The sequence below is a fragment of the Lacisediminimonas profundi genome, from assembly GCF_008831265.1.
GTDB lineage: Bacteria > Pseudomonadota > Gammaproteobacteria > Burkholderiales > Burkholderiaceae_D > Lacisediminimonas > Lacisediminimonas profundi.
The window spans coordinates 261719-287383 of the sequence record NZ_VTTH01000004.1 but is presented as its reverse complement, the minus strand read 5'-3'; the positions used below and the strand labels follow the sequence as shown (position 1 = coordinate 287383).

Below are 25665 nucleotides of genomic sequence, written 5' to 3'. Positions count from 1 at the left end.
ATGCTGCATGTCAGCGCTCGGCGCCTGCGCCCGGCACTTCGATAGCGCGCCGGGCAGCGGCCCTGGCGGCGGCAACCGGATCCTCGCTGCCGCCACCCGCCGGAATGGCCAATGGACCGGCAACCCCGCCAGAAGCGGCACTGAAAACTGAAGCCGTCGCAGCGGCAGCCTGGCTTGCCACGCCGGCCTGCGTCACGCCTCCGGCACTGGCCCCCGAGAACGGTGCCGGAGGCTCTGTGTCGCCAATGTACAGGGTGCCATCCGCGCCGCGCCGCACGATCCATGCGCCTTCGGCTCCGGCACTGCTGTCGCCAGGATCCCGCCACAACTCGCCGGGATCGGCCAGCATTTCGAAGCGCGGCGGCAGTGGAAAGCGCGCCTTCGCATCGAGCCGCGCCTCTTGCAGCAGTGTCCGGTAGAAATCACCAACCAGGTTGAGCGCATTGTGCGCGCCCTGCCCCCAGTAGTTGCTGCGCAAGCTCACCCGGCCATCGTTGAAACCGACCCAGGCGCCAGCAACCAGCTCCGGATGCATCATGATGAACCAGCCGTCCGTGTTGTACTGCGTGGTGCCGGTCTTCCCCGCGACGTCGGCCTGGATGCCGAAGCGGGATCTGATATTCCGCCCGGTGCCACGTGTGACCACACCGCGCATCATGTCGATCAGTTCGCGCGCCGTCGCTTCCGACATCGCCCGCGTGGGCTCGGCGCCAAACTTCGCCAGCAGGCGGCCTTTGCGATCGGTGATGCGCGTGACCACGAGCGGCTCCAGATACTGTCCGCTGCTGGCGATGGTGGAATAGGCCGAGACCATCTCCAGCAAGCTCACCGGGCTGGTGCCCAGCGCCAGCGACGGCACCGGATCCAGCCGGCTGCGATTGATGCCGGCAGCCCTTGCCAGGCTGACGATGTTGGCCAGGCCGACATCCTGCATCACCTGCGCGGTGATGGCATTGCGCGACCGGATCAGGCCTTCGCGCATCGTCATGGGTATTTCCGTCGGTGCGCCCATGTCGGTCGGCATCCAGCTGCCGCCTTCCGGGATCCGTATGTTGACGCGCGTATCCAGGTAGGTACGCAACGGACTGAAGCCCAGCTCCAGCGCCGCGCCGTAGACCAGGGGCTTGAAGGTCGACCCGGGCTGCCGCAACGCCTGCGCAACATGGTCGAACTGGTCGCGCCCGAAGTCCCGGCTGCCGACCCACGCCTTCACTTCGCCGGAGTTCGGATCCATTGCCACCATCCCGGCCTCCAGCCGTGTCTTGCCCTGCTTGAGCCGGCCCATGAATCCGGAATCACCGCGCAGTGCCGACAGCACCGCCTGTGCCGATTTCCCGGACTCCACGCCGCTCCGGAACTCGGGCGACTCACGGATGAATGCCAGCAGCAGATCCCCCCGGCTGCGCCAGAAATAATCGAATGCATCGACCTGCCCCTGCTTGCTGACGTAGGCCGCTGCGGATCTGGACAGCAACCGGCCCGAGCGCTGCGCCCATTCGACATCGGCAACCGCCTGCAGTGCCTGCATCTGCTGCTCCACCGCCTGCCGTGCCAGTTGCTGCAGGCCGGTATCGAGGGTGGCATGAATCACCAGCCCGTCGCTATAGAGGTCGACCTGGTTCTTTTCGGCCCAGTCCAGCAACCAGCGCCGCACATGTACCGTGTAATGCATGGCCGGCCCGTACACTGGTTCCTGCGGCCGCTGGAAGCGCAGCTGCAGCGGCTGCGCCCGCATCCGCCCGGCCTCTTCCTGCGCCAGGTCGCCCTGCCGGACAAGCTGGAGCAACACCGTGTTGCGCCGCGCGCGGGCCCGATCCGGATTGACCACCGGGTTGTAGTAGTGAGTGCCTTTCAGCATGCCGACCAGGGTTGCACTTTCCATCGGCCCCAGTTCGGATGCTGCCCTGGCAAAGTAGGTCCGGGCGGCCATCTCGATGCCGAACACGTTGTAGAGGAAAGGCACCGTGTTCAGGTAGATTTCCAGGATCTCGTCCTTGCTGTAGCGGCGTTCGATCTTGAGCGCGGTCAGCATCTCCCGCGCCTTGCGGGTGGCATTGCGGCTGCGGCCTATTTGCTCGGGAAACAAGTTGCGCGCAAGCTGCTGCGTGATGGTCGATCCGCCCTGCACGTCGCCACCCAGGCTGCTCCAGGCGGCGCCCACAGTGCGCGTCAAATCCACGCCCTTGTGCTGATGGAAGCGGCGGTCTTCAGTCGCCAGCAGCGCGCGGATGACCCACGGCGAAACCTGCTCCAGTTTCACCCATTCGCGCTGCATGTCCCGGAACTGCGTGAGCTGGCGGCCATCGGCCGACAGGACCACGCTCGGCTGTTCGGCGCGCAACTCGGCCAGGTGGTCCACATCCGGTATTTCGCGGTTCAACTGCCAGGCCTGGAAGCCGAGGAAACAGATGACGCCCGACAACAGCAGCGTCAGCGCGGAAAAACCGATCAGGAGTGACTTCAACCACGGGGAACGACGCAGGACAGGCGCCAACGCCAGCGGCGCATGTTGGCCTTGCTTCACACTTCACTCCTGGTTGAGGGAACGAAGTTATGACAGGAAGGCGCGCAGTAAGGTTGCAAGAGCGGTTGCAAGAACGCTTGCAAGAGCGCGTCCAAACGCTCTTGCAAGGCTTCGTCAGCGTTGCGGCCGCGCCGAATTGCGCGTTTTCAATCCGGCGTGCCGATGGCGCTGTGTTCCAACGCCGGCTTCAGGCGGCGTGCTGCTCGCTGCTGCCACCCTGAAGCCGCTGCAGCAGCCTTTCCTGCTTCTGCATCGCAGCAGCGAGATGCCGCTGCTTCACATGACCGTATCCGCGAATTTCCTCGGGGATGCTGGCCAGCGCAGTCACATCGGCAAGCTTGTCTGGCGACAACTGCGACAGCGCCTGCCCGATCACCGTCCGGTAGGACACGATCAGCTCGCGCTCGCTGCGGCGTTCGGCGCTGTAGCCGAAGACATCGAAGGGCGTGCCGCGCAGGAAGCGCAGGCTTGCCAGTGCGCGGAACGCCTTCATCATCCACGGCCCGTACTCCCGCTTCTGCAAGTGCCCGTTGGCATCGCGCCTGGCAAGCAGCGGCGGCGCCAGGTGAAACTTGATCTTGTAGTCGCCTTCGAACATGGCCGCGATCTTCTCCTCGAAGCCGCTTGCTACGTGCAGCCGTGCCACTTCGTATTCGTCCTTGTATGCCATCAGCTTGAACAGGTAACGGGCGACGGCTCCGGTCAGGCGCATTGCCCGTCCCGGCTCACCGAGTGCAAGTTCCGCCTGCCGCACGCGCTCGACGAACTCGCGATACTGGCGGGCGTACGAGGCATCCTGGTAATCGGACAGGAAACGTTCGCGCGTGACGATCACGTCTTCCAGCGCTGGTGTGCGCCGGAATTCGATCACCTGTGCCGGCGCATTGGCCTGCACCACCCGCTCGACCGCGGCGCGGTCGTGCGCGGCGATCCGGCCCCACTGGAACGATTGCTTGTTGAACTCGACCGAGACATCGTTCAGCTCGATTGCCTTGACGATGGCCGCTTCCGACAAGGGCAGCCAGCCCTTCTGCCATGCAAAGCCAAGCATGAACATGTTGGTGGCAATGCTGTCGCCCATCAGTGCCGTGGCCATGCGGCTGGCGTCAAGGAATTCGGCATGCTCGCCGCCGCATGCGCTCATGATCGCCGACCTGGCCGACTGGTCGGGGAGTTGCCAGTCCGGATTGCGGACGAATGCGGCAGTCGGCGTGCCATGCGAATTGATCGCAGCGCGGGTGTGCCCCTCGCCCATGCGCGACAAGGCATCGCGGCTGGCGGCAACGATCAGGTCGCAGCCGATCACGAGGTCGGCGGCGCCGGTGCCGACACGGGTCGAATGCAGGTCGTCAGGGTGGTCGGAAAGCCGCACATGCGAAAGCACAGGCCCGCCTTTCTGCGCCAGTCCGCTCATGTCCAGCACGCTACAGGCTCGACCCTCGACATGGGCCGCCATGGCGATGATTTGCCCGACCGTGATCACGCCGGTGCCGCCGATACCGGTCACCAGTATTCCGAAATTGTCGACCGACTGCGGCAGCGCTGGCGTCGGCAGGATGCTGTTGAATGCGCCCAGCGGAGTCCGCGCGGTTTCCGGCTTCTTCGGCTTGCGCAGGGCGCCGCCTTCGACCGTGACGAAACTCGGGCAGAAACCGTTGACGCAGGAATAATCCTTGTTGCAGGACGACTGGTTGATTTGCCGCTTGCGTCCGAATTCCGTCTCCAGCGGCTCCACCGACAGGCAATTCGACTGCACGCTGCAGTCGCCGCAACCTTCGCAAACGAGTTCGTTGATGACGACCCGCTTGGCCGGATCCGGATAGGCATTGCGCTTGCGGCGGCGGCGCTTTTCGGAAGCGCAGGTCTGGTCGTAGATCATTGCCGAGGTGCCCTCGCACTCGCGCAGTTCGCGCTGGACTGCATCGAGCTCGCTGCGATGACGCACCGTGACTCCCGGCGCCCAGTTGGTGCCTGCCGGATATTTGTCAGGCTCGTCGGTGACGACGATGATCGGCTTGACGCCCTCGGCCGCGAGCTGGCGCGAGATCATGGCCGGATCCAGCGGCCCGTCGAAGGGCTGGCCGCCGGTCATCGCCACCGCATCGTTGAACAGCACCTTGTAGGTAATGTTCACCTTGGCCGCCACCGCTGCCCGGATCGCCAGCAGGCCGGAGTGGAAATAGGTGCCGTCGCCGAGATTGGCGAACACATGCTTCTCGCTGGTGAAGGGCGCATTGCCGATCCAGGTCGCGCCTTCAGCGCCCATGTGGGTGAAGGTGGCGGTCTCGCGGTCCATCCACAGCGCCATGTAGTGGCAGCCAATGCCGGCCAGCGCACGACTCCCTTCCGGCACCCGGGTGGAGGTGTTGTGCGGACAGCCCGAACAAAAATACGGGATGCGATCTTTTTCAGGATCCGGCCTGGCGGCTACCAGCACCGCCTCCTTCGCCTCCAGGTAAGCGATGCGCTCGCGGATGCGCGCAGCAGCAGGGTGACCGGAGAAATAGCGGTCGATTCGACTGGCAATGGCGCGCGCAATCTGCGCCGGATTCAGTTCATAGGTCGCCGGCAGCAACCAGTGACCATGGCCTTCGCGCTGCGAGTTGCTCCATTCGCCGGTGTCGTCGAACTTGCCGACCACGCGCGGCCGCACATCGTCGCGCCAGTTGTACAGTTCTTCCTTGAGCTGGTATTCGAGTATCTGGCGCTTTTCCTCGACCACCAGGATCTCGTCCAGTCCCTGCGCGAACGCGCGCACGCCTTCCGCTTCGAGCGGCCAGGTCATGCCGACCTTGAACAGGCGGATGCCGATATCCCTGGCCACGTTCTCGTCGATGCCCAGGTCGGCCAGTGCCTGGCGGGTATCCAGGTACGATTTGCCGGCGGTAATGATGCCGAAGCGGGCATGCGGGCTGTCCCAGATCACGCGGTTCAACTTGTTGGCGCGGGCGTAGGCAAGCGCCGCATACCACTTGAAGTTGTTCATCCGCGCTTCCTGCTCCAGCACGGCGTCCGGCCAGCGTATGTTCAGTCCGCCGGGCGGCAATTCGAAGTCGGCCGGCAGTGCGATCTGCACGCGATCCGGATCGATGTCCACGGTGGCGCCTGATTCGACCACGTCGGTCACGCATTTCATGGCCACCCAGAGGCCGGTGTAGCGGCTCATTGCCCAGCCGTGCAGCCCGTAGTCCAGGTATTCCTGCACCGACGAAGGGTAGAGCACGGGAATCCCGCATGCCTTCAGTATGTGCTCGCTCTGGTGCGCTGTGGTCGATGACTTGGCCGCGTGATCGTCGCCGCAGACCACCAGCACGCCGCCGTGCTCCGCGGTGCCAGCCATATTGGCATGCTTGAATACATCGCCGCAGCGGTCGACGCCCGGCCCCTTGCCGTACCACATCGAAAACACGCCGTCGTACTGTGCGCCCGGGAACAGCTTGACCTGCTGCGTGCCCCAGATGCTGGTAGCGGCCAGGTCTTCGTTGACGCCGGGATGGAAACGGACATGGTGTTCGGCCAGGTGGCGGCTTGCCTTCCACGCGGTCTGGTCGACGCTGCCCAGTGGCGACCCGCGATAGCCGCTGATGAAGCCGGCGGTATTCAGCCCTGCGGCCTGGTCGCGCTGGCGCTGAAGCATGGTGAGCCGGATCAGCGCTTGCGTGCCGGTAATGAACACCCGGCCTCGGGCCAGGGTGTATTTGTCGTCGAGCGAAATCTCGCTGGCAGCCACGTTGAGGGCTGCCTCTGTTGGTGCATTCATGAAGTCTCCGTCCAAAAATTTTGTCTTTGGTGCGATCTCGCCATCACAGCCATCGCAGTCATCGGCCGTCCTCGTGAGCCGGCCTTTGTTTGACATTCGATACGGTAGCACAGTCAGAGTGTCGCCACGCCACTCCCATCCTTGAGTACCCCGCGCCGGATCTGATCCAGCTCGATCGACTCGAACAAAGCACGGAAATTCCCCTCGCCAAAGCCCTGGTCGCCTTTGCGCTGGATGATTTCGAAGAAGATCGGGCCGATCACGTTCTGCGTGAATATCTGCAGCAACAACTGTTTGTTCTGGCCATCGCTGTGTCCATCGATGAGCAGGCGCAGACGACGCAGTTCATCCAGCGGTTCGCCATGGCCTGGCAGGCGCCGGTCGACCAGGTCGAAGTAGCTCTCGATGGTGTCCTGGAACGGGATGCCATTATCCTTCAGCGCTTGCACCGTTGCATAGACATTGCCGGTGCCAAGCGCAATGTGCTGTATGCCCTCGCCATGGTATTGATCAAGGTATTCGGCAATCTGGGATTTGTCATCCGACGACTCGTTGATCGGAATCCGGATCTTCCCGCACGGCGAGGTCATAGCCTTGGATTTCAGGCCGGTCAGTTTGCCCTCGATATCGAAATAGCGTATCTCGCGGAAATTGAACAGGGTTTCGTAGAAGCCCGCCCACTCCTTCATCCGTCCACGATGGACGTTATGGGTCAGGTGGTCGATATACGTCAACCCGAAGCCCTCCGGTTCCGGATCTGCTCCCGGCAGGGCGACGAAGTCGACATCGTAAATGCTGATGTCGCCGATGCCGCCGGCGGAACCGCCCTTGCCGCGCCAACGGTCGACGAAATAGATCAGCGAGTCGCCCACGCCTTTGATGGCCGGGATGTTGAGTTCCATCGGCCCGGTCTTGTTGTCGAATCCCCAGGCGCCAAGTTCGAGCGCGCGGCGATAGGCGAAGGCTGCATCGTCGACCCGAATCGCGATCGCACAGACGCTGGGACCGTGCGTGCGCGCGAAGCGTTGGGCAAAGGAATCGGGCTCGGCGTTGATGATGAAATTGACGCCCCCCTGCCGATACAAGCTCACGTCCTTGTGGCGATGACGGGCAATCGCGGCGAAGCCCATCTGCTCGAACAGCGCGCCCAAGGCTACGGGATCGGGAGCCGCATACTCCACGAATTCGAAGCCATCGGTCCCCATCGGGTTTTCCCAGGTCTGGAAATCCATCCGTCCTCCATGTCGATTGCGCCAGTATAGGGACATGAAGCAGACAGAAAATTGCTATTTCAGCCTCTTCTCGGGGCCGCTGCGCAATACAATTGCGTAAATTATTGGTAATGAGGTGAAAAATGGCCGCCGTGAACCTGGACGCGATCGACCGCAAGATACTTTCCATTTTGCAGGCCGATGGTCACCTGTCCAACCAGGAGGTGGCGGAGCGGGTCAACCTGTCGCCCTCGCCCTGCCTGCGGCGGATACGCCGGCTGGAACAGGAAGGCGTGATACGCGGCTATGTGGCCCTGCTGGACCCGCAGAAAATTGGATTGGGATTGCTGGCCTGGGTGAACGTCAGGCTTGAGAAACATGATGCCTCGTCACCCGCACGCAAGCCGCGCCTCACGCCGCAGGAAGATTTCGCGGCGTCGGTTGCCAACTGGCCGGAGGTGGTCGCGTGCTATGCGATGACGGGGGAGATGGATTACCTGCTGCGGGTGCATGTGGAAGACATGGCGCATTTTTCGCGCTTCATGATGGAGACGCTGCTGCGCCATCCGGCCGTGCTCGATGTAAAGTCCAGCTTCGCGCTGCAAAAGATCAAGGATACGACCGCGCTACCGCTGGTCTGATCCGTCCTTTGATCCGTCCTTTGATTCTTCCTTTGATTCTTCCTTAGTACGCAGGCCCGGCAACTTCTTCAACCACCTGAAGGCGGCCCGGGTATTTGACTTCACCGTATAGTCGAACATGGCAAGCTGTTCGTCCACCGCCTCCTGCAGCATGCTGCCCGGACTGGCCGGCGGCAGCGTCAGGTAGGCGTCCGCCTCGCCGTAGGAACGATGGATTTCCATGCCTGCCTTGCGGGCAATATGCATCATGGTCCCGTTCGACGACAGACAATGCATGTAGAGGGTGTCGACATCTTCATTGCGGCAGTGCATGGAGGCTCGTTCGAACAGGCGGGTGCCGATGCCGCGGCCGCGCGCGCTGGCTGAGACCGACACCCCGAACTCGGCGACCTTCTCCTTGGTGGTGGCATGTCCATACACCGGGTTGCTGTCGCTGGGCGCGAACGCCAGATGGCCGACGCCGACCAACCTGAACGCCAGGTCGTAGACGCCAAAGATGACATCGCGATTGAAGTCGAGTCCCTGCACGTAACGGGTGACCAGTTCGTCCGGCAACTGGCTGCCAAAACGCAGCAAGCGGTCATCCGGCCCAAGAGCCAGGAAATGGCGCAGCAGGCGGCGGCGATCGCTCTCCGACAACGCCTTGACCGTGACCGGGAAATAGCTGCCGCCGGACGCGGGCTTGCTTGCACCGGGCGCCATGCTGGCAAGGATTCGGCTGAGGAGGGCGGCGAAGTTCATGTCGGACTGGCAGTATGGATGTTGCGATGCACAAAACCATTCTACGTGAAGTATTCGATGCTTGCCGCGTCCGGCCGGGCAGGATGGTAAAACTACTGCGCAAGCCGCTCCGCTTGCCAGACCGGCATGATCGCCGCCACCCGCGCGCGCCTGATCGCTTCCGGAATGCGTGCCGGCTCTTGCGGATAGCGGCTCGCTGTCTCCAGCGCAATCCGCCCCGCTTCCACCGCCCGTGCCGCCTGCAATCCACGCAGCAGGTAAGCGGCCTGCGGAAACGGCCGGTCTTCAAAGCCGCTGCGGCCGCGGTAGTCGCACTCAGTGGCGCGCAGCATCTGTTCGAAGCGCTCGGGCTTGCGAAAGGCGTCGCAATGCTCGAACAGGCGCAGCATGGTGTCGGCCCGCAACTCCTTCGCACGGCCGACATTGCCATGTTCCCTGGCCGTCATCAGGGCCAGGTCCCGGACCTCGTTTGGCACCTTCAGGCGGCGGCATACCTGTTCCACCAGGCGCACGCTGTGTGCTTCATGGCCGTGATGCCGCGGCCACTCTTCGGGTGGAGTGGCACCCTTGCCGAGGTCGTGGGTCAGCGCGGCAAAGCGCACGGCCAGGTTCTCCGCGCGGCGTGCCGCAAGATCGAGCACCATCATCACATGCAAGCCGGTATCGACCTCCGGATGATGCTGCGCCGGTTGCGGCACGCCCCACAAGCAATCCAGTTCGGGCAGGATGCGCGCCAGCGCGCCGCAGCCACGCAGCACCTCGAACATGCGCGACGGCTTTTCCTCCATCAGGCCGCGCGCCAGTTCCTGCCAGACACGTTCCGGCACCAGCGCATCCACTTCGCCGGCCTCGACCATCTTGCGCATCAGTTCATTGGTTTCCGGGGCGATCGAGAAGCTGCCGAACCGGGCGGAAAAACGGGCCAGCCGCAATATCCGGACCGGGTCCTCCTCGAAGGCAGGAGAAACATGGCGGAAGACTCGCGCGGCAAGGTCGCGCCGGCCGTTGAATGGATCGACGATGCTGCCGTCGTCCGCGCGCGCCATGGCATTCACCGTCAGGTCGCGCCTGGCCAGGTCCTGCTCCAGCGTGACGTCGGGCGCGGCGTGGAACACGAAGCCGGTGTAGCCCGGCGCAGTCTTGCGCTCGGTGCGCGCAAGCGCATATTCCTCGTTCGTCTGCGGATGCAGGAACACCGGAAAATCCTTGCCGACCGGACGAAAACCGGCGCGGATCATGTCGTCCGGGGTCGCACCGACGACGACATGGTCATGATCCTGCACCGGCAAGCCGAGCATTTCATCCCGCACCGCACCGCCAACCACGTAGGTCTTCATGCGCGTCTCATGCGGCATCGTCGTACTTGGCAATCGCCTCCGGCTCGGCGTGCGCCTGCGCCACCCAGCGCGCCACCGCCGGATGCTCGGCCACGCGCTCGACATAAGCCTGCAGCGCCGGCGCCAGGGCGACGTCGTAAGTGATGAAGCGCATCACGACCGGCGCATAGAAAGCATCGGCGATGGAAAATTCGCCGAACAGGAAACCCCGGTGCCCGAATTCACACAGGCACTGTTCCCAGATCTCGCAGATGCGCCCGATGTCTGCCTGGGCGTCAGGCGTGCGGCCCCGGCCGGGGCGCGAGGCGCGGATGTTCATGCTCATGTCACGCCGCAAGGCGGCGAAGCTGGAATGCATTTCCGCGCATACCGAGCGTGCAGTCGCCCGCGCCCGCACATCCTGCGGCCACATCCGGTGCTCGGGAAATTGTTCCGCCACATACTCGCAGATTGCCAGCGAATCCCATACCGCATGACCGTCGTCAATCAGGACCGGGACCCGCCCGGATGGCGAATAGCGGCAAATTTCCTGGTCGGTATCGGGTTGTGCCAGGCGAATGCGGATTTCTTCGAAAGGAATGTCGAACGCCGTCATTGCCACCCACGGCCGCATGGACCAGGAGGAATAGTTCTTGTTGGCGATGACCAATTGCAGCCTGGGACGCCGGGCGCCCTGCATGGATGCCACCGCAGCGGGCATGGGTTCGAGTTCGGTATCCTGCATTTTCGCGTCGCCGGCTGTGGTCAGGGAGCGTCGCCGCCAGGATTGCTGGCGTCAGCCACCGCCGATCCTGTGTAGCGCTTGGGCGCTACTACGCCAAGGCGCTCGCGCAGCGACTGCGGCCGCCCTTCGAACAGTGCCGCATAGTAGGTGGCATTCGACAACACGTTCTTGACATAGTTGCGGGTCTCGGTGAACGGAATGGTCTCGGCAAAAATCGCACCTTCGACCGCACGCGGCAGTGTCGAGCGCCACGCGCGCGGCCGGCCCGGACCGGCGTTATACGCGGCCGTGGCCATCGCCTGCGAACCCTCGAGGTCCTTCAGCACCATGTTCAGATAGTTGGTGCCCAGGACCAGGTTGGTGCCGATGTCGTTCACCCGCGAATGTTCAAAGTCTCGCATGCCGATCTTGCGGGCGACGAACTTGGCGGTTGCCGGCATCAGCTGCATCAGCCCGGATGCGCCCACATGGGACCGCGCCGACAGGATGAAACGCGACTCCTGCCGTATCAGTCCATAGACCCAGGCCTTGTCCAGTTGCAGCGGCTCGGTAGCCTTGTGCATCAGGTCGCTGAAAGGGGAGGGAAAACGCTGGGTGAAGTCGAACTCCGTCTTGGTGCGGTCGGAGGTGTTGACCATCCGGTCCAGCAGGTTCGAGCGGCGCGCGAACTCGGCGGCGGCCAGGTGCTCCCGGTCGCTCATCTTGCGCAACTGCCAGTTCCACTCGCGGTAGGCCTCGAAACGCATGCTCATCTCAAGGAACCTGATGGCGCGCTGAAAGCCGGGGTTGGCTGCCATGGCGTTGATTTCGTCATCGCCGGGCAGGGTCGCCCGGGCCGGTACGCTGATTTTCTGGCCGAGTTCCTCGGTGGCCAGCTGGCCGTAGAAATTCATCTGGCTGGCAACCGACTTGAACGCGGCCTGCGCATCCTCGGCCTTGCCCTGCGCCTTCAGGGCGCGGCCTTTCCAGTAGATCCATGCCGCGTCGTCCTGCAGCGAGGCTGGCATCGCGGCTATCGCCTTGCCCACCATGCTCCAGTCGCCTGCACGCAGCGCCGAACGCGCCTTCCACTGATGCCCGTCGAGCGAAAGCGGGGCATCGCCGGCGCGACGCCAGTAATCGGCGGCATCCGGCGCTGCCTTCAGCGAAGCTTGCAGCGCGATCTGGGCCCAGCCAAGCGCCTGCTCGGAACGGTTCAGCCTGGGCGCAATCCGCTCCAGGGCCTGCGCCGCCTGCTCGACGCTGCTCCTGGCGACACGACCCAGCGCCACGGCCAACAGCTCATGCGACTCGCGGCCCGGGCCAATTCTGTCCAGCACCAGAACCGGCCGCTCAAAGGCCTGCACGATTGCAGCTTCCGGCACGCCCGAAAAAGGGGCCAGCTTGCGGCCGAGTCCGACGTAGCCGTTTTCGGCCGCCAGTCGAATCTGCGCCCACACGTCGTCCGCCCTGAACTGACCGTTCTGCACCAGCGCCCCGACCAGCGCCGGGCAGGCTTCGCCATAGCCCTTCGGCAAGGTCAATATCGCCCGCGCGTCGGCAGCGACGTCCTGGCCTTTCGCAGCCCGCGACATCAACGCATAACATTTCAGCTGCAAGTCGTCATTCAGGATGAACTGTGGGTATTGCTCGTCGAAGGTACTCCAGTCGCGGGTGAATCCAAGCCACAACAGCCAGTCATTGCGCAGGCGGTCGCCGATTGCCGTGCCGGCGTGGCGCGCCAGGTAATCGCGAATTTCCTCCTGCGGTGCGCTGCGCAGCCGCGTCTTCAGGCGGTAGTACTCGACATAGGAAGGGATCGGATGCTGCGCCAGCCGCGCCGCCAGCTCGGCGACACGGCCGCCATCGTCGCGCCGGGCTGCATCGCGCAAGGAGAGGAAGGCGTCGCTGTCCGCGCCGGCCTGCGCACAAGCAGGCGACGACAAGCTCAGCGCACTGAGCGCCGCGACAATTGCATGGCGGAAAAATTTCCTGACTGTCATCGAAAATTGACCTTCTCAGGAGCAAGATGCTGTTCGTCTAGAATAGCACGCGAGCGGCCCGCTTGAACCGGCCGAACCGGCGCGAAACCGCGCCGACAACACTGCTCGAACCATGTCAAAAAAACAGGACCTGCGGGTCCAGCTGTTGCAACAGCGCAAGTCCATGCAGCCCGATGGTCGCGCCGCCATGAACCAGGCGATCTGCGACGCCGTGCTCGCGTGGTGCAGGGCAAATCAGCCAGCGGTACTGGCGCTCTACATGCCGATCCGGGGCGAACCCGACCTGCGGCCGGCTGCCGCCGCGCTCGCCGCCCTGGGCATCCAGCTTGCGCTGCCGGTCGTGGTCGAGCGGGATGCGCCGCTGGCATTTGCCGCCTGGACTCCGGGCGAGGAGATGACGCGCGACCTGGCCGGCGTGACCGTGCCGGCTGGCGTGCACCGGATGGTAGAGCCCGACACCCTGCTGATTCCCTGCCTTGGGTACAACCATCAGCGCTACCGCCTGGGTTATGGCGCCGGCTACTACGACCGGACGCTGGCGGCCCGCCCTGGCGTCCGGGCAATCGGCATAGCATGGTCCGCAAGCCGGGTGGAATTTACGCCGGATGCCTTCGATGTGCCGATGGACGTGATCGTTACGGAAACCGGCTTGGCGTGAGCTTGCGCACACAGGCAAGCCTGCATCACGCTAGCGTTCCGCCAGCCGCAACCTTTTCCACAACTCGGCAGTCGGCCCCGCCTGGTTGAGCGAATAGAAATGCATCCCCGGCACGCCCCCGTCCAGCAGCCGCTCGCACAACTGGGTGACGACATCCATCCCGAAGGCGCGGATCGAGGCGGTATCGTCGCCGTAACTGGCCAGCTTCAGCCGTACCCAACGCGGTATCTCGGCGCCGCACATGTCGGAAAAGCGGCTCAGCTGCGAATAATTCGTGATCGGCATGATGCCGGCTGCGATCGGCACATCCACCCCGGCCTTGTGCGCTTCATCGACGAAGCGGAAGTAGGCGTCGGCGTTGTAGAAATACTGGGTAATTGCCGAGTTGGCGCCGGCCTGGATCTTGCGCACGAAATTCTGCAGGTCGTCCTGCGGTGACTTCGCTTGCGGATGGACTTCAGGATAGGCGGCCGCTTCGATATGAAACCAGTCGCCAGTCTCCTCGCGGATGAAAGCGATCAGCTCGTTGGCATGGCGGAAGTCCCCGGAGGAACCGCCATAGCCGCTCGGAAGGTCGCCGCGCAAGGCAACCAGCCGGCGGATGCCGTGGGCCTTGTAATCCGCCAGGATCTCGCGCAGGTCGCTGCGGGAACGGCCGATGCAGGAGACGTGCGGAACCGCAATATGACCCTCGCGGCATATTTCAAGCACCGTGTCGCGGGTGCCCGCTTGCGTGGAACCGCCGGCGCCGAAAGTGACCGAGAAATAGGCTGGCTTCAATTCCGCCAGTTGCGCGCGCGTCGCGCGCAGCTTCTCCGCGCCTTCCGGCGTCTTGGGCGGAAAAAATTCAATGCTGAAGCTTTTGGAAGACATCATTCTTTCAACAATATGGCAGACAGCGCCCAGGAAATCGCGCTGTACAGGATGGAACCGCCAACCGCGGACCAGAAGCCGGCGACATAAAACCCGGTAATCGACGACCCGACCGCCCAGAACAACAGGCCGTTGATGACGAAGATGAACAGGCCAAGTGTCAGCACCGACACCGGCAGCGTCAGCAATACCAGCACCGGCCGGATCAGCGTGTTCACCAGGCCCAGCACCAGCGCTGCAATCAGGGCGGTCGTGATGTCGGAAATTTCAACCGACTTCATCAGCCAGGAAACGGCAAACAGGGCTGCCGCATTGATCAGCCACACCAGCAAAAGACGCATGGAACCTCCTTCTGTCAGGTTTCGTGCCGCCCATGACGGGCGGCACGTGATACCGGATACCTGGTGGATCAGTAGCGGTAGTGGTCAGGCTTGTAAGGGCCCGATTTCGACACGCCGATGTAACCCGCTTGCTCGTCGGACAGCTCGGTCAATTGCGCATTCAGCTTCCTCAACTGCAGGCGCGCGACCTTCTCATCCAGGTGTTTCGGCAGCGTGTACACGCCAACCGGATAGGCCTTGGTGTTGGTGAACAGCTCGATCTGGGCGATCGTCTGGTTGGCGAACGAGGAGCTCATCACATAGGACGGATGGCCGGTGCCGCAACCGAGATTCACCAGGCGCCCCTCTGCCAGCAGGATGATGCGCTTGCCGTTCGGGAAAATCACGTGGTCGACCTGGGGCTTGATGTTTTCCCAGGTGTACTGCTTCACCGATGCGATGTCGATTTCGTTATCGAAGTGGCCGATGTTGCAGACGATGGCCTGGTCTTTCATGCGCGCCATGTGGTCATGCGTGATGACGTGGTAATTGCCAGTGGCGGTAACGAAGATGTCGGCGTGTTCGGCTGCATAGTCCATCGTCACGACACGATAGCCTTCCATTGCTGCCTGCAGTGCGCAGATCGGGTCGATTTCCGTAACCCAGACCTGGGCCGACAGTGCGCGCAGCGCCTGCGCCGAACCCTTGCCCACGTCACCGTAGCCGGCGACCACGGCAACCTTGCCGGCCACCATCACGTCGGTCGCGCGCTTGATGCCGTCGACCAGCGATTCACGGCAGCCGTACAAGTTGTCGAACTTGGACTTGGTGACGGAATCGTTGACGTTGATGGCGGGGAAGGACAGCTTGCCGTCCTTGTGCATCTGGTAAAGGCGATGCACGCCGGTGGTGGTTTCCTCGGTCACGCCGTGCACCTGCGCCAGGCGAACCGAATACCAGGTCGGGTCCACTGCCAGCTTCTTCTTGATGGCATTGAACATGCAGACCGCTTCCTCGGAATCCGGGTTGGCCAGCACCGACTGATCGCTCTCGGCGCGGGCGCCAAGGTGCAGCAACAGGGTTGCGTCGCCACCGTCGTCGAGGATCATGTTCGTGTATTCGCCGTTCGGCCACTCGAAAATGCGATGCGTGAAATCCCAGTACTCATCCAGGTTTTCGCCCTTGAATGCGAACACCGGCGTGCCGTTGGCGGCAATCGCCGCGGCTGCGTGGTCCTGGGTCGAATAGATATTGCACGAGGCCCAGCGCACCCGCGCGCCGAGTGCTTCCAGGGTCTGGATCAGCACGGCGGTCTGGATCGTCATGTGCAGCGAACCGGTGATGCGCGCGCCTTTCAGCGGCTGGCTGGCGGCGAATTCTTCACGAATCGCCATCAGGCCCGGCATTTCGGTTTCGGCAATGCGGATTTCCTTGCGACCCCAGTCGGCAAGGCCGAGATCGGCTACGAAGAAATCCTGGTTGGCATTCGGGGAAGTACTGGCTGCAAATGTGGCGCTCATCACGCGCTCCTTTCGTAAGAAAAAAGTGACGTGAGCGCCGTTGCATATTGACAATGCCAAGCCTGGCAGGCGGAAAACCTGTCGCAACGCTCCTTGGCACGGCCGTTATTCTAATCGAAAGCAGGGCTGCGCGTCATCCCGCGCCGCCGGCCTGGCAGGCGGCCGGCGAACCGGGCGGCAACTGCATAGGCCAGGCCACCGGCTGCGCCCAGTGCGTGCGCTTGGGTAATGACGACGACGCCTGTCATCGCCGAAGCCGGGCTGGCCGCCCCCATGGCTTCGGACAACAGCTTCCCGGCCAGCGCCAGCAGGGACAGTGCCCACCAGATGCGTGCCTCGCCGGCTAGCGCCGCCGGCCGCCACAACAGCCACAGCGCCGATCCCGCCCAGATGCCATGAAGCACACCCGACAGTCCCGCATAGCGCTGAAGTTCCGGCATCGACAGCCAAAGGCCGGCCGACACCGAAACGGCGCTGGCCAGCAACAGGCCGACCGCATGGCGGGCCGGCAGGCGCACCCAGAGCAGTTCGCACAGCAACAGCAGTCCCGCCAGGTTGAACAGCAGATGCCAGCCATTGACATGGACCAGGTGCGCGCTCAGCAAGCGCCACAACTGGCCGCCCAGCAGCGCCTGGCGATCATAGGCGAACCAGCGCAGCGATTGCGGAAGCAGCGCCAGCAGGATTGCCAGCAGGCATAGCAACAGGCACGGGCACCAGCTGCCCGCACCGGTCACGCCCATCCGGGGAGCCTTCATGCCCGCCGTACCGCTCTCCAGCGGCGCAAGCGCGAACCGCCAGCGAGCACGGCCAGTGCCAGCAAAGCGCCGGTCCCCATGCTGCCGCCACCAGTGCCGCCGGCAACATTCACCATGACTGTGGCCGGCGAACTGGTGGTGTAGTCATCGCTAGCGTAGTAGGTCACCGAATAAGTACCGGCCACCGTGCTGTCCCACTCGAACCTGCCGTCTGCAGACAGCGTGGCGCCCTCAGGCATATCGACCGCATGGAACACCGGGGAGTCGCCGTCACGGTCCACGGCGACCAGCCGGAATCCGAGTGGCGAGCCGGCGGAGCCGCGCTGCTGTCCGAGCAATGAAATCACCGGCGCCGAATTGACGCGCACCGTCACCGTTGCGCTGGCGGTCTTGCCGGTGCTGTCGAGCGCGGTGAGGACGAATCCGTAGGTGCCGGTAATGGGCGCATTGAAGCCGGCAATCGTGGTCGATGCATTATCGATATTCACGGTGCCCGGGTTGCCGGGCAACGGAGCCCAGGTGGTGGAAACGATGCTGCGGCCGGCTGCAGCGCTGACCGTGGCTTCCAGCGGCACATATGTCAATGGCGGCACCACCACGAGATTGCTTTTCACAGCGATGCTCGGCGCGATCACCGACAGCGCCGCTGCGGCGTCGAGCATGCCGGCGCCGCAGCGGCCGGCGTATTCGGGCTTCGCGCAGGTGGTGCCGGCCGGGAACGGCCGCGCCGATGCCCGCAGATAAGACACCACCTGAGACCGGGTCAGCGCGGGATCGAGCGACAGCATCAGGGCAATCACGCCGGACACATGGGGCGCAGCCATGCTGCTGCCGATCATCACCGCATAGCTGTCGCCGTCGGGGCTGGGCTGTGGAGCGCCGGTCCCACGGTTGGACAGCGAAAATATGCCGACGCCATTCTGCGAATAGGTGCTGAGGCAGGAACCTGCTCCGCGGCCGCAGCCGCCGCCCGGGGCGCTGATCGTGATCTGGCTACCGCTGTTGGAATAGTCGGCGAGGTCGCCATCCACCGCATGGGCGGCAACCGCGATCGCACCATTGCAGTTGGCCGGCTGATGCACCCCGACCGTGTCATTGCCGGCCGCGGCGACCACGAGCTTGCCGGCATTGACAACATCGTTCACGGCGCTCTGGAACGCCGCAGAGCAACTGCCAGCGCTGCCCAGGCTCAGGTTCAGCACCCGCGCGACGTTCGGATTGGCGCCGACGCCGGGTATCGAATAGAGCCCCGCAGCCCAACGCATGCCGTCGACGATGTCGGAAGTAGGTCCGCCGCATTTGCCAAGCACGCGCACCGGCAACAAGCGCACATTCGGCGCCACACCGGCGCCGCCGATCCCATTGTTCATGGCGGCGGCAATGATGCCCGCCACATGGGTGCCGTGCCAGCTCGAACGCGAAGCAGGTCCGCCGTCGCCGCATTCGCCGGCAGCCGTTGCGTTGCCCGGGTCCCGCGGATCGCCGTCCCGCCCATCGCCGTCGCCATTGCCGACGGTAACGCCATTCATGTAAGACGTGGTGCTCAGGAAGTCAAAACCCGGCAGTACGCTGCCCAGGTCGGCATGCGGCAGGTAACCGCCATCGAGAACCGCCACGGTGACCAGCGAATTGCCGGTAGTCGCGTCCCAGGCTCGAGGCAGGTTGACCCCGCCCTGGTTCAGCCCGGAAGGCGCCATCAGGTTCCACTGCATGGCGCCATAGGACGGGTCGTTGGGCGTGAGCGTCGATGGCCGCATGATGCGGTCCGGCTCTGCCAGTTCGATGCTGGCCTCCTGCATCAGGCGCGCCGCAATGGCGCGCGCTTCGGACAGGGGCATGGGATGCGGCAGGCGTATCACGTGACTGCCGCCTGACATGCGGCGCAGCACCCGCAGCTGGACCCTGGTCGCACGCTGGAGCGCGCCGGCATCCGACGACTTCAGCGCCGCATCGAGCCTGGCGCCGCGGCTGCGGTGCGGCTTCACGATCAGGGAACTTACCAGCTCCTCTCGCAAACCGGGATCGGCAGAAGAGGGAGTAAGGATGGCCGGCGCGCTGGCGCTGTTGCCTGGCGAGGGCGCGATGCTCAGGCCGGCCTGCACGGGCAGGGCGACACAAAGCGCGGCCGCAAGCGCCAGCAGGGCTTGTCGTATTTTCATTGTTCGGGATGCATTACTGCTGGGGGGTGTCGGGGGCGGGGGCAGGTTTGCTGGCCTCGACATGTTGATCGGCTAGCTCGGACGCATCGGAGCGTCCGGCTCGGCGTATTCGACGTCCGGCAGCGCCCGCAGGGCCGACACGGCGGCGGCAAGGCGGGCGGGATCTGCCAGCCGTATGAGGCAGGCATCGCCCGACATCGGACGGACGAGGAGGAAGTTGAATCGGGTACGCGCCGACAGCCGGGCTATGCCGGCTGCGTCGCAAGTGGTGGCGCCAGCCCTGAACTTGACGATCAGTTGCGGACCGGCCGCTGGCTGGGCGGTCGCTGAGGCGGAGGTAATCCCGGCTACGCCGCATGCCGCACACAAGGTGCAGGCAGACATCAGGCAGAGCAGGAAAAGAGGACGAAAGCGCATGTTCCACTGACAAACTTGTATCAGCGAAACTTTAGCAGTTATCGTTTTTTCTCAGGTGGAATAGTTACTGCCAACACCCGATTTACAACAGGATTGCCATGCTGCCAGCAGTCAAAAAAACAAGCTTGTCAGCGCGCGTTGGCGGGGCCGGTGGAACGGTTGCCGCCTGCCGCAAGGGAGGGGATGGAAAGCGGGATGGAACGCGTCGGCAGCTGATGCGTAATCCAGCGCTGCATGTCGTCCCATATGCGCCGCGTCTCATGCGGCGTCGGCATCTGGCGGGCATTCGGCAGCTCTATCGTGACGACCGGGACCTTCTTGTAATGGCCCCCATAATTTCCGAGCGAGCCCGGGTAGATGCCGACGCGGTTGATGCGCAAGCTGCCGAAGCGCTCCGGCGGTGGCGCCGGTCCGTCGAAATCCAGCACCCCGAACGGCGCATGCACCGACACCACCAGGTCCGGATGGAATCGCTCGATTTCCTGATGCAGCCAGCGCGTCTCGGGCTCGGACAAGGGGGCACGGCCGGGATAACGGCGCGGGTCGCGGCCGGTCTTGCGCACCCACCATGCGGGCGCTTCCACTTGCCAGTCGGGAGTCGGGAAATTCCGGTTCAGGTCAACGCCGTTGGCATTCACCCGCGACGGCCTGATGGCCAGCAATCCATCCGGATTCAGCACCGGAACGATGTGCCAGTTGAAGTCCTGCCGGGGCGCAGCCACCTGCATGCGGAGCCATTCAAAGACCACCGCGGACGACGTGAGTTCGTCGCCATGTATGCCGCCGACCAGCAGGATGCGCAGCGGCCGGCGCGCGTCCTTGTCGGCGGCGATGCGACGGCTCAGGATGGGAATGCGCTTGCCGGACACGGCGCCGGTCGGGACCAGGCCGCTCCTGGTGCATTGCTTGCGGTCGATGCGGGGCAGGCGCGGGATGACGCGTTCGCACCAGCGCGACAGGTCGCGGGCAGTGGAAGAAGCGTTCAGATGGAGATGTGAAGCGGACTTTGAAGCGGGATGTGAAGCAGAGGCGGCAGCGTCAACCGCCACCGCCCCTTGCAGGACCAGCAATACTGCGAGCGCAACTGCGGCGGAACGTGGCCGGCAAACGGTGATGCCGGAAGCCACGTTCGCCACCCCGGGATCAGAGGCCGGCGCTGGCGGCCAGTGCCGCTGCCTTGTCGGTACGTTCCCAGGTGAATTCCGGCTCTTCCCGGCCGAAGTGGCCATAGGCGGCCGTCTTGGCATAGATCGGGCGCAGCAGGTCCAGCATCTGCACGATACCTTTCGGACGCAGGTCGAAATGCTCGCGCACCAGTTCCTCGATGCGCTCGTCGCTGATCTTGCCGGTTCCGAAGGTGGTCACCATGACCGAGGTCGGAAGGGCAACGCCGATTGCATAGGAGATCTGGATCTGGCAACGCTCGGCCAGTCCAGCGGCCACGATGTTCTTGGCCACATAGCGACCGGCATAGGCGGCGGAACGGTCCACCTTGGAAGGATCCTTGCCGGAGAATGCGCCGCCGCCGTGCGGTGCCGCGCCGCCGTAAGTGTCGACGATGATCTTGCGCCCCGTCAGGCCGCAATCACCCTGCGGGCCGCCGATGACAAAACGGCCGGTCGGGTTGATCAGGAAGCGGGTGCCATTCAGCCATTCCTTCGGCACCACCGGCTTGATGATTTCCTCGATCACGGCCTCTTCGATGGCCTTGTGCTCCATCTCGGGCGCATGCTGGGTGGACAACACGACCGTATCGATCGCAACCGGCCTGCCATCGACGTATTTCAGCGTGACCTGGGACTTTGCGTCCGGACGCAGCCAGGGCAGGCGGCCATCCTTGCGCAATTGCGACTGGCGCTCGACGATGCGATGCGAATAGTGGATCGCAGCAGGCATCAGTTCCTGCGTTTCGCTGCAGGCATAGCCGAACATCAGGCCCTGGTCGCCAGCACCCTGGTCGAGGTTCAGGCCACGGCCTTCATCAACACCCTGGGCGATGTCCGGCGACTGCTTGTCATACGCAACCAGCACGGCGCAGGATTTGTAGTCGATGCCGAAGTCGGCGTTGTCGTAGCCGATGCGCTTGAGCGTATCGCGGGCGACGGCGATGTAATCGACCACGGCGTGCGTGGTGATTTCGCCGGCCAGGAGCACCAGGCCGGTGTTGCAAAGGGTTTCTGCCGCGACCCGTGCCTTCGGGTCCTGGGCCAGGATTGCGTCGAGGATGGAGTCGGAAATCTGGTCGGCAACCTTGTCAGGATGTCCTTCGGAGACCGATTCCGAGGTAAAGAAGTATTCGCGTGCCATGCAAGCTCTCTCAGTATGAAAAGTTGAAACAGTGGGGACTGTCGCAGCCAACGTGACCGATGAGCTTGCGACGCTTTAGCGAAATTTATATACCGCCTCGCAAGTTGTCTGTTAACTCGGCGGATACACCATTCGTGCTATTTTACGCGTCTTGCGAAAAACAGCAAAATGCTGGTTCCCGATGCTGCTCCTTCTATTTCGCGCCCTGTCAAAACTGCCGTTGCCGGTCCTGCACGCCACAGGCTCCCTGCTCGGCCGCCTGGTCTACCTGCTGTCGCCGGGTTACCGCCGGCGGCTGAATGAAAATATCGCCCGTGCCGGGCACCAGGTCCATCTTTCATCCGCCATCCGGGAAGCCGGCAAGAGCATCATGGAACTGCCGTTCCTCTGGTGCGCGCCGCAGGAACGCGTGCTGGCCAAGGTCAGGATGGAAAACTGGGAGGTGGCGCAAGCAGCGATCGACTCCGGACGCGGCGCGCTGTTCCTGACGCCTCATCTCGGCTGCTTTGAAATCATTCCCCAGGCCGTATCCACTTATGTTCCCGTCATCGTGATGTACCGGCCGCCACGCAAGGAAGCATTGCGCCCACTGGTGGAACAGGCGCGGGCAAAAGCCCGCCTGGCGCTTGCCCCGGCCTCGCTTACCGGCGTGCGCATGCTGCTCAGATCGCTGAAATCCGGTGGCGCGGTCGGCCTGCTTCCGGACCAGGTGCCGCAGCAGGGCGAAGGCGTATGGGCGCCGTTTTTTGGCAAGCCGGCATACACGATGACGCTGCCGGGACGCATGCAGCAGATGACCGGTTGCGATGTCATCGTCACCTATGCCGAACGGCTGCCGCACGGGCGCGGCTACCTGATCCGCTTCATCCGCCACGAGGGACCGTTCGGCGCAACACCCGAACAGCAGGCCACCGTGATCAATGCCGCAATGGAGCAGCTGATAGCAGACTGCCCGGCCCAGTATTTCTGGAGCTACAACCGCTACAAGGCGCCGTCCGGCGCCTCGGCCCCGCCAGCACCGCCGGCACCACCCGCTCCAGCGCCCGTGAAGGAAACTGCATGAGGTTGCTGCTCGCCCTGATGTGGCTGCTGCACTGGCTGCCGTTACCGGTGCTGGGACGGCTGGGCAACCTGGTCGGCGCCATCCTGTTCGTGCTGGCCCGCTCGCGCCGCCACATCACACTGGTCAACCTGTCGCTGTGCATGCCGCAGGTGAGCGCGGCAGAGCGGCGCCGGATAGCACGTGAGCATTTCCAGGCTTATGCCCGCAGCGTGCTCGAACGTTCGGTATTGTGGTGGGCCAGCGAATCCCGCCTGCGCCGGCTGATCCATGTCGAGCCCGGCTTCCCGCTCGAAACGATACAGTCCGGTCCGACCATACTGCTGTGCCCGCATTTCGTCTGCCTGGATGTGGCCGGCGTGGCCGTCATGCTGGAAAGCTCCTTGTGTTCGATCTATACCACCCAGCGCAACAAGGTGTTCGACCGCGCGCTGCGCCATGGCCGCACCCGCTTCCGGCCGATCACGCTGGTGTCGCGCGCAGAAGGCGTCAAGCCGATCATTCGCGCGATGCGCGACGGACTGCCGTTCTTCATGCTTCCGGACATGGATTTCGGCCGCCGCGAATCATCTTTCGTGCCGTTCTTCGGCATCCCCGCGGCGACACTCACCGCGCCCGCCCGGATTGCGGCGGCTACCGGCGCCCGGGTGATCCCGGTGGTCGCGACCTTCCTGCCGGACTATCGCGGCTGGCGCGTCCGTTTTTATCCGCCATGGGAAAACTATCCGGGCCCCGATGTGCTGGCCGCAACCGCCCGCATGAACGCCTTCATCGAAGAGCGGGCGCTGGAGACGCCTTCGGAATATTTTTGGGCGCACAAGCGTTTCAAGACGAGGCCGGAGGGGGAAAAGGATTTTTACTATCCCTAGCGTGTAGCCCGGCCGGCGCAACAGCGTCGCGCCCAATATAATGAGCCCATGAAACTCAAGTTCACCAAGATGCATGGCGCCGGCAACGACTTCGTCGTGATCGACGCCATCAACCAGCAAATCAGCTTCAGCCCTGAACAATGGCGGCTGATCGCCGACCGCCGCTTCGGCATCGGCGCCGACCAGATACTGGTAGTGGAGCGTGCCAGCCAGGCCGGTGTCGACTTCCGTTACCGGATCTATAACGCCGACGGCGGCGAAGTCGAACAATGCGGCAACGGCGCCCGCGCCTTCGTCCGCTTCGTCACCGACAAGCACCTGACCGACAAGCGGGCGATCCGGGTCGAAACCCTGGCCGGCGTGATCGAGCCCCGGCTCGAAGCGGACGGCAACATCACGGTCAACATGGGCGCGCCGATACTGGAGCCGGAACGGGTGCCGTTCGACGCCGCCGGCCTGCAGCCGGTGACCGAAGGCAGCGACCTGTTGTGGCCGCTGCCGGTCGGAGACAAGACGGTGCCGGTGTCGGTGGTATCGATGGGTAATCCGCACGCCGTGCAGGTGGTGCCGGAGGCCGACTCGGCGCCGGTGGCGGCCGACGGCCCCCTGATCGAGCACCATCCGCGTTTTCCGAAACGGGTCAATGCCGGCTTCATGCAGGTGCTCGATCCTCACGCCATCCGCCTGCGCGTGTTCGAGCGCGGCGCCGGCGAGACGCTCGCCTGCGGCACCGGCGCTTGCGCGGCGGTGGTGGCGGGGATACGGCGCGGCCTGCTGCAGTCGCCGGTACGGGTCGAGACCCGCGGCGGCATCCTGTCGATCGCCTGGGAAGGCGGCGCCTCGCCGGTCATGATGACCGGCCCCGCGGTGTCCGTGTTCGAAGGCGAAATCGACATCGGGCAAGCAGCGCAAGTCGCTTAGCTGGCTGGTGAAAAATGCAGCAAGCGGGTCGGGATCGGGGCCGAGGATCGCAATCGTACCCTGCTACGATGAGCGCCAGCGATCCCGGGATCGAACCGCGCAGTAGTTCCGCACCCGCCTGTTAGAATCGCTGACGTAATTCGTGGCGCAACAAGATGCCGAAACCGGCTGCGCGCCATTCCGACCCTGGAAATCTCATGACTGTTGAACTCGACTCTGCCGCGGTTGCCGGCTATCTCGCCAACCACCCGCAATTTTTCGAAGAGCATGCGCAACTGTTCGCCGGCCTGCGACTGTCCAGCGCTCTCGGCGGCCGCACCGTGTCGCTGCAGGACCGGCAGGTCGAGGTCCTGCGGGAAAAGGTAAAGGCGCTCGAATTGCGCCAGGCCAGTCTGTACCGCGTCGGCGAAGAGAACGACGCCCTGAACGAGCGCTTCCAGGACTGGACCTGTTCGCTGCTGACGGCGCGCAACGATGTCGACCTGCCGCATGTGCTGGTGGACGGCCTGAAGACCGTGTTCCACGTGCCGCATGCCACGCTGCGCCTATGGAATGTGGCCGAGCCGTATTCCCACACCTGGTATGCCGAGGACGTCTCGCCGGACACGCGCATTTTCGCCAGCAGCCTGCATGTGCCGTTCTGCGGCCCGAACAACGACTTCGAAGCGGTGCGCCTGCTCGATGACGCCGGCCCGATTGAATCGGTGGCGCTGCTGCCGCTGCGTGCCAGTGCTGACAGCGAAGCGTTCGGGCTGCTGGTACTCGGCTCGCCCGATCGCCAGCGCTTCACCGCCGACATGGCGACCGATTTCCTGGCGCGCATTGCGCGCACGTCCGCAGCAGCACTTTCGCCGCTGCTCGCCTGACAATTCCCGGCGCCGCC

General features: G+C 64.0%; 21 protein-coding genes and 1 riboswitch. Of the genes, 6 read left to right on the top strand and 15 right to left on the bottom strand.

Annotated features, from left to right (window positions below; genetic code table 11):
• Positions 1-10 precede the first annotated feature (10 nt).
• From FVE66_RS13670 to hppD, 3 genes are all read right to left on the bottom strand, one after another.
• Positions 11-2524: a penicillin-binding protein 1A gene (locus tag FVE66_RS13670; protein ID WP_241673214.1), complete on the bottom strand. Its 2514-nt coding sequence runs from the start codon at positions 2522-2524 to the stop codon at positions 11-13.
• A 187-nt stretch (positions 2525-2711) separates the two neighbouring features.
• The gene (locus FVE66_RS13665; RefSeq protein WP_151448003.1) at positions 2712-6284 is read right to left on the bottom strand and encodes an indolepyruvate ferredoxin oxidoreductase family protein; all 3573 of its coding nucleotides are present in this window, start codon (positions 6282-6284) and stop codon (positions 2712-2714) included.
• 113 nt (positions 6285-6397) lie between these two features.
• Positions 6398-7516 carry a 4-hydroxyphenylpyruvate dioxygenase gene (gene hppD, locus FVE66_RS13660; protein WP_151448002.1) on the bottom strand — a complete coding sequence of 373 codons (1119 nt, stop codon included), beginning with the start codon at positions 7514-7516 and terminating at the stop codon, positions 6398-6400.
• A gap of 122 nt (positions 7517-7638) precedes the next feature.
• Between hppD and FVE66_RS13655 the strand changes: the two genes are divergently transcribed.
• Positions 7639-8136, top strand: a complete 498-nt coding sequence (locus tag FVE66_RS13655) for an Lrp/AsnC family transcriptional regulator (protein WP_151448001.1) — start codon at positions 7639-7641, stop codon at positions 8134-8136.
• Here the strand turns inward: FVE66_RS13655 and FVE66_RS13650 are convergent.
• The 4 genes from FVE66_RS13650 to FVE66_RS13635 form a co-directional block, all read right to left on the bottom strand.
• Positions 8122-8838 (bottom strand): GNAT family N-acetyltransferase, encoded by a 717-nt coding sequence (locus tag FVE66_RS13650; RefSeq protein ID WP_241673229.1) that lies wholly within the window; start codon positions 8836-8838, stop codon positions 8122-8124. The two genes, FVE66_RS13655 and FVE66_RS13650, sit on opposite strands and share 15 nt — an antisense overlap.
• A 131-nt stretch (positions 8839-8969) precedes the next feature.
• On the bottom strand, positions 8970-10214 hold the full coding sequence (locus FVE66_RS13645) for a multifunctional CCA addition/repair protein (RefSeq protein ID WP_151447999.1): 1245 nt from the start codon (positions 10212-10214) through the stop codon (positions 8970-8972).
• Between the two features lie 7 nt (positions 10215-10221).
• Positions 10222-10938, bottom strand: coding sequence for a glutathione S-transferase family protein (locus tag FVE66_RS13640; protein WP_151447998.1), 717 nt, complete (start codon positions 10936-10938; stop codon positions 10222-10224).
• A gap of 20 nt (positions 10939-10958) precedes the next feature.
• Positions 10959-12920 carry a lytic transglycosylase domain-containing protein gene (locus FVE66_RS13635; RefSeq protein WP_151447997.1) on the bottom strand — a complete coding sequence of 654 codons (1962 nt, stop codon included), beginning with the start codon at positions 12918-12920 and terminating at the stop codon, positions 10959-10961.
• A gap of 112 nt (positions 12921-13032) precedes the next feature.
• Here FVE66_RS13635 and FVE66_RS13630 point away from each other — a divergent pair, with 112 nt between their 5' ends.
• Positions 13033-13578: a 5-formyltetrahydrofolate cyclo-ligase gene (locus FVE66_RS13630; protein WP_151447996.1), complete on the top strand. Its 546-nt coding sequence runs from the start codon at positions 13033-13035 to the stop codon at positions 13576-13578.
• Between the two features lie 30 nt (positions 13579-13608).
• Here the strand turns inward: FVE66_RS13630 and metF are convergent, their stop codons facing one another.
• The 8 genes from metF to metK form a co-directional block, all read right to left on the bottom strand.
• Complete coding sequence (gene metF / locus FVE66_RS13625; RefSeq protein ID WP_151448164.1) at positions 13609-14451, bottom strand: methylenetetrahydrofolate reductase [NAD(P)H]; 843 nt, start codon at positions 14449-14451, stop codon at positions 13609-13611.
• Complete coding sequence (locus FVE66_RS13620) at positions 14451-14792, bottom strand: phage holin family protein (RefSeq protein ID WP_151447995.1); 342 nt, start codon at positions 14790-14792, stop codon at positions 14451-14453. Before FVE66_RS13620 ends, metF begins: the two co-directional genes overlap by 1 nt.
• A gap of 68 nt (positions 14793-14860) precedes the next feature.
• Complete coding sequence (gene ahcY / locus FVE66_RS13615; protein ID WP_151447994.1) at positions 14861-16291, bottom strand: adenosylhomocysteinase; 1431 nt, start codon at positions 16289-16291, stop codon at positions 14861-14863.
• A 25-nt stretch (positions 16292-16316) separates the two neighbouring features.
• Positions 16317-16392, bottom strand: a riboswitch (S-adenosyl-L-homocysteine riboswitch).
• Positions 16393-16401: 9 nt separating this feature from the next.
• Positions 16402-17049, bottom strand: coding sequence for a rhombosortase (gene rrtA / locus FVE66_RS13610; RefSeq protein WP_151447993.1), 648 nt, complete (start codon positions 17047-17049; stop codon positions 16402-16404).
• Entirely contained in the window at positions 17046-19208 is a 2163-nt protein-coding gene (locus FVE66_RS13605; protein ID WP_151447992.1) for a S8 family serine peptidase, read from the bottom strand. Before FVE66_RS13605 ends, rrtA begins: the two co-directional genes overlap by 4 nt.
• A gap of 72 nt (positions 19209-19280) precedes the next feature.
• Entirely contained in the window at positions 19281-19625 is a 345-nt protein-coding gene (locus tag FVE66_RS13600) for a S8 family serine peptidase (protein ID WP_151447991.1), read from the bottom strand.
• 128 nt (positions 19626-19753) lie between these two features.
• Positions 19754-20752 carry a M14 family zinc carboxypeptidase gene (locus tag FVE66_RS13595; protein WP_241673213.1) on the bottom strand — a complete coding sequence of 333 codons (999 nt, stop codon included), beginning with the start codon at positions 20750-20752 and terminating at the stop codon, positions 19754-19756.
• A gap of 16 nt (positions 20753-20768) precedes the next feature.
• Positions 20769-21932 carry a methionine adenosyltransferase gene (metK, locus tag FVE66_RS13590; protein WP_151447989.1) on the bottom strand — a complete coding sequence of 388 codons (1164 nt, stop codon included), beginning with the start codon at positions 21930-21932 and terminating at the stop codon, positions 20769-20771.
• Positions 21933-22113: 181 nt separating this feature from the next.
• Between metK and FVE66_RS13585 the strand changes: the two genes are divergently transcribed.
• The 4 genes from FVE66_RS13585 to FVE66_RS20490 all read left to right on the top strand — a co-directional run bounded on the left by FVE66_RS13585 (position 22114) and on the right by FVE66_RS20490 (position 25648).
• Complete coding sequence (locus FVE66_RS13585) at positions 22114-22995, top strand: lysophospholipid acyltransferase family protein (protein WP_151447988.1); 882 nt, start codon at positions 22114-22116, stop codon at positions 22993-22995.
• Positions 22992-23861 carry an LpxL/LpxP family acyltransferase gene (locus FVE66_RS13580; RefSeq protein ID WP_151447987.1) on the top strand — a complete coding sequence of 290 codons (870 nt, stop codon included), beginning with the start codon at positions 22992-22994 and terminating at the stop codon, positions 23859-23861. Before FVE66_RS13585 ends, FVE66_RS13580 begins: the two co-directional genes overlap by 4 nt.
• Before the next feature lie 48 nt (positions 23862-23909).
• Entirely contained in the window at positions 23910-24782 is an 873-nt protein-coding gene (gene dapF, locus FVE66_RS13575; RefSeq protein ID WP_151447986.1) for a diaminopimelate epimerase, read from the top strand.
• 197 nt (positions 24783-24979) lie between these two features.
• The gene (locus FVE66_RS20490; protein ID WP_151447985.1) at positions 24980-25648 is read left to right on the top strand and encodes a DUF484 family protein; all 669 of its coding nucleotides are present in this window, start codon (positions 24980-24982) and stop codon (positions 25646-25648) included.
• Positions 25649-25665 lie beyond the last annotated feature (17 nt).

Bases quoted from the DNA above. Each gene is read 5' to 3' on its own strand.
- FVE66_RS13665 (WP_151448003.1), bottom strand. From the start codon at position 6,284: ATGAATGCACCAACAGAGGCAGCCCTCAACGTGGCTGCCAGCGAGATT.
- hppD (WP_151448002.1), bottom strand. From the start codon at position 7,516: ATGGATTTCCAGACCTGGGAAAACCCGATGGGGACCGATGGCTTCGAA.
- FVE66_RS13655 (WP_151448001.1), top strand. From the start codon at position 7,639: ATGGCCGCCGTGAACCTGGACGCGATCGACCGCAAGATACTTTCCATT.
- FVE66_RS13650 (WP_241673229.1), bottom strand. From the start codon at position 8,838: ATGGCGCCCGGTGCAAGCAAGCCCGCGTCCGGCGGCAGCTATTTCCCG.
- FVE66_RS13645 (WP_151447999.1), bottom strand. From the start codon at position 10,214: ATGAAGACCTACGTGGTTGGCGGTGCGGTGCGGGATGAAATGCTCGGC.
- FVE66_RS13640 (WP_151447998.1), bottom strand. From the start codon at position 10,938: ATGCAGGATACCGAACTCGAACCCATGCCCGCTGCGGTGGCATCCATG.
- FVE66_RS13635 (WP_151447997.1), bottom strand. From the start codon at position 12,920: ATGACAGTCAGGAAATTTTTCCGCCATGCAATTGTCGCGGCGCTCAGT.
- FVE66_RS13630 (WP_151447996.1), top strand. From the start codon at position 13,033: ATGTCAAAAAAACAGGACCTGCGGGTCCAGCTGTTGCAACAGCGCAAG.
- metF (WP_151448164.1), bottom strand. From the start codon at position 14,451: ATGTCTTCCAAAAGCTTCAGCATTGAATTTTTTCCGCCCAAGACGCCG.
- FVE66_RS13620 (WP_151447995.1), bottom strand. From the start codon at position 14,792: ATGCGTCTTTTGCTGGTGTGGCTGATCAATGCGGCAGCCCTGTTTGCC.
- ahcY (WP_151447994.1), bottom strand. From the start codon at position 16,291: ATGAGCGCCACATTTGCAGCCAGTACTTCCCCGAATGCCAACCAGGAT.
- rrtA (WP_151447993.1), bottom strand. From the start codon at position 17,049: ATGAAGGCTCCCCGGATGGGCGTGACCGGTGCGGGCAGCTGGTGCCCG.
- FVE66_RS13605 (WP_151447992.1), bottom strand. From the start codon at position 19,208: ATGAAAATACGACAAGCCCTGCTGGCGCTTGCGGCCGCGCTTTGTGTC.
- FVE66_RS13600 (WP_151447991.1), bottom strand. From the start codon at position 19,625: ATGCGCTTTCGTCCTCTTTTCCTGCTCTGCCTGATGTCTGCCTGCACC.
- metK (WP_151447989.1), bottom strand. From the start codon at position 21,932: ATGGCACGCGAATACTTCTTTACCTCGGAATCGGTCTCCGAAGGACAT.
- FVE66_RS13585 (WP_151447988.1), top strand. From the start codon at position 22,114: ATGCTGCTCCTTCTATTTCGCGCCCTGTCAAAACTGCCGTTGCCGGTC.
- FVE66_RS13580 (WP_151447987.1), top strand. From the start codon at position 22,992: ATGAGGTTGCTGCTCGCCCTGATGTGGCTGCTGCACTGGCTGCCGTTA.
- dapF (WP_151447986.1), top strand. From the start codon at position 23,910: ATGAAACTCAAGTTCACCAAGATGCATGGCGCCGGCAACGACTTCGTC.
- FVE66_RS20490 (WP_151447985.1), top strand. From the start codon at position 24,980: ATGACTGTTGAACTCGACTCTGCCGCGGTTGCCGGCTATCTCGCCAAC.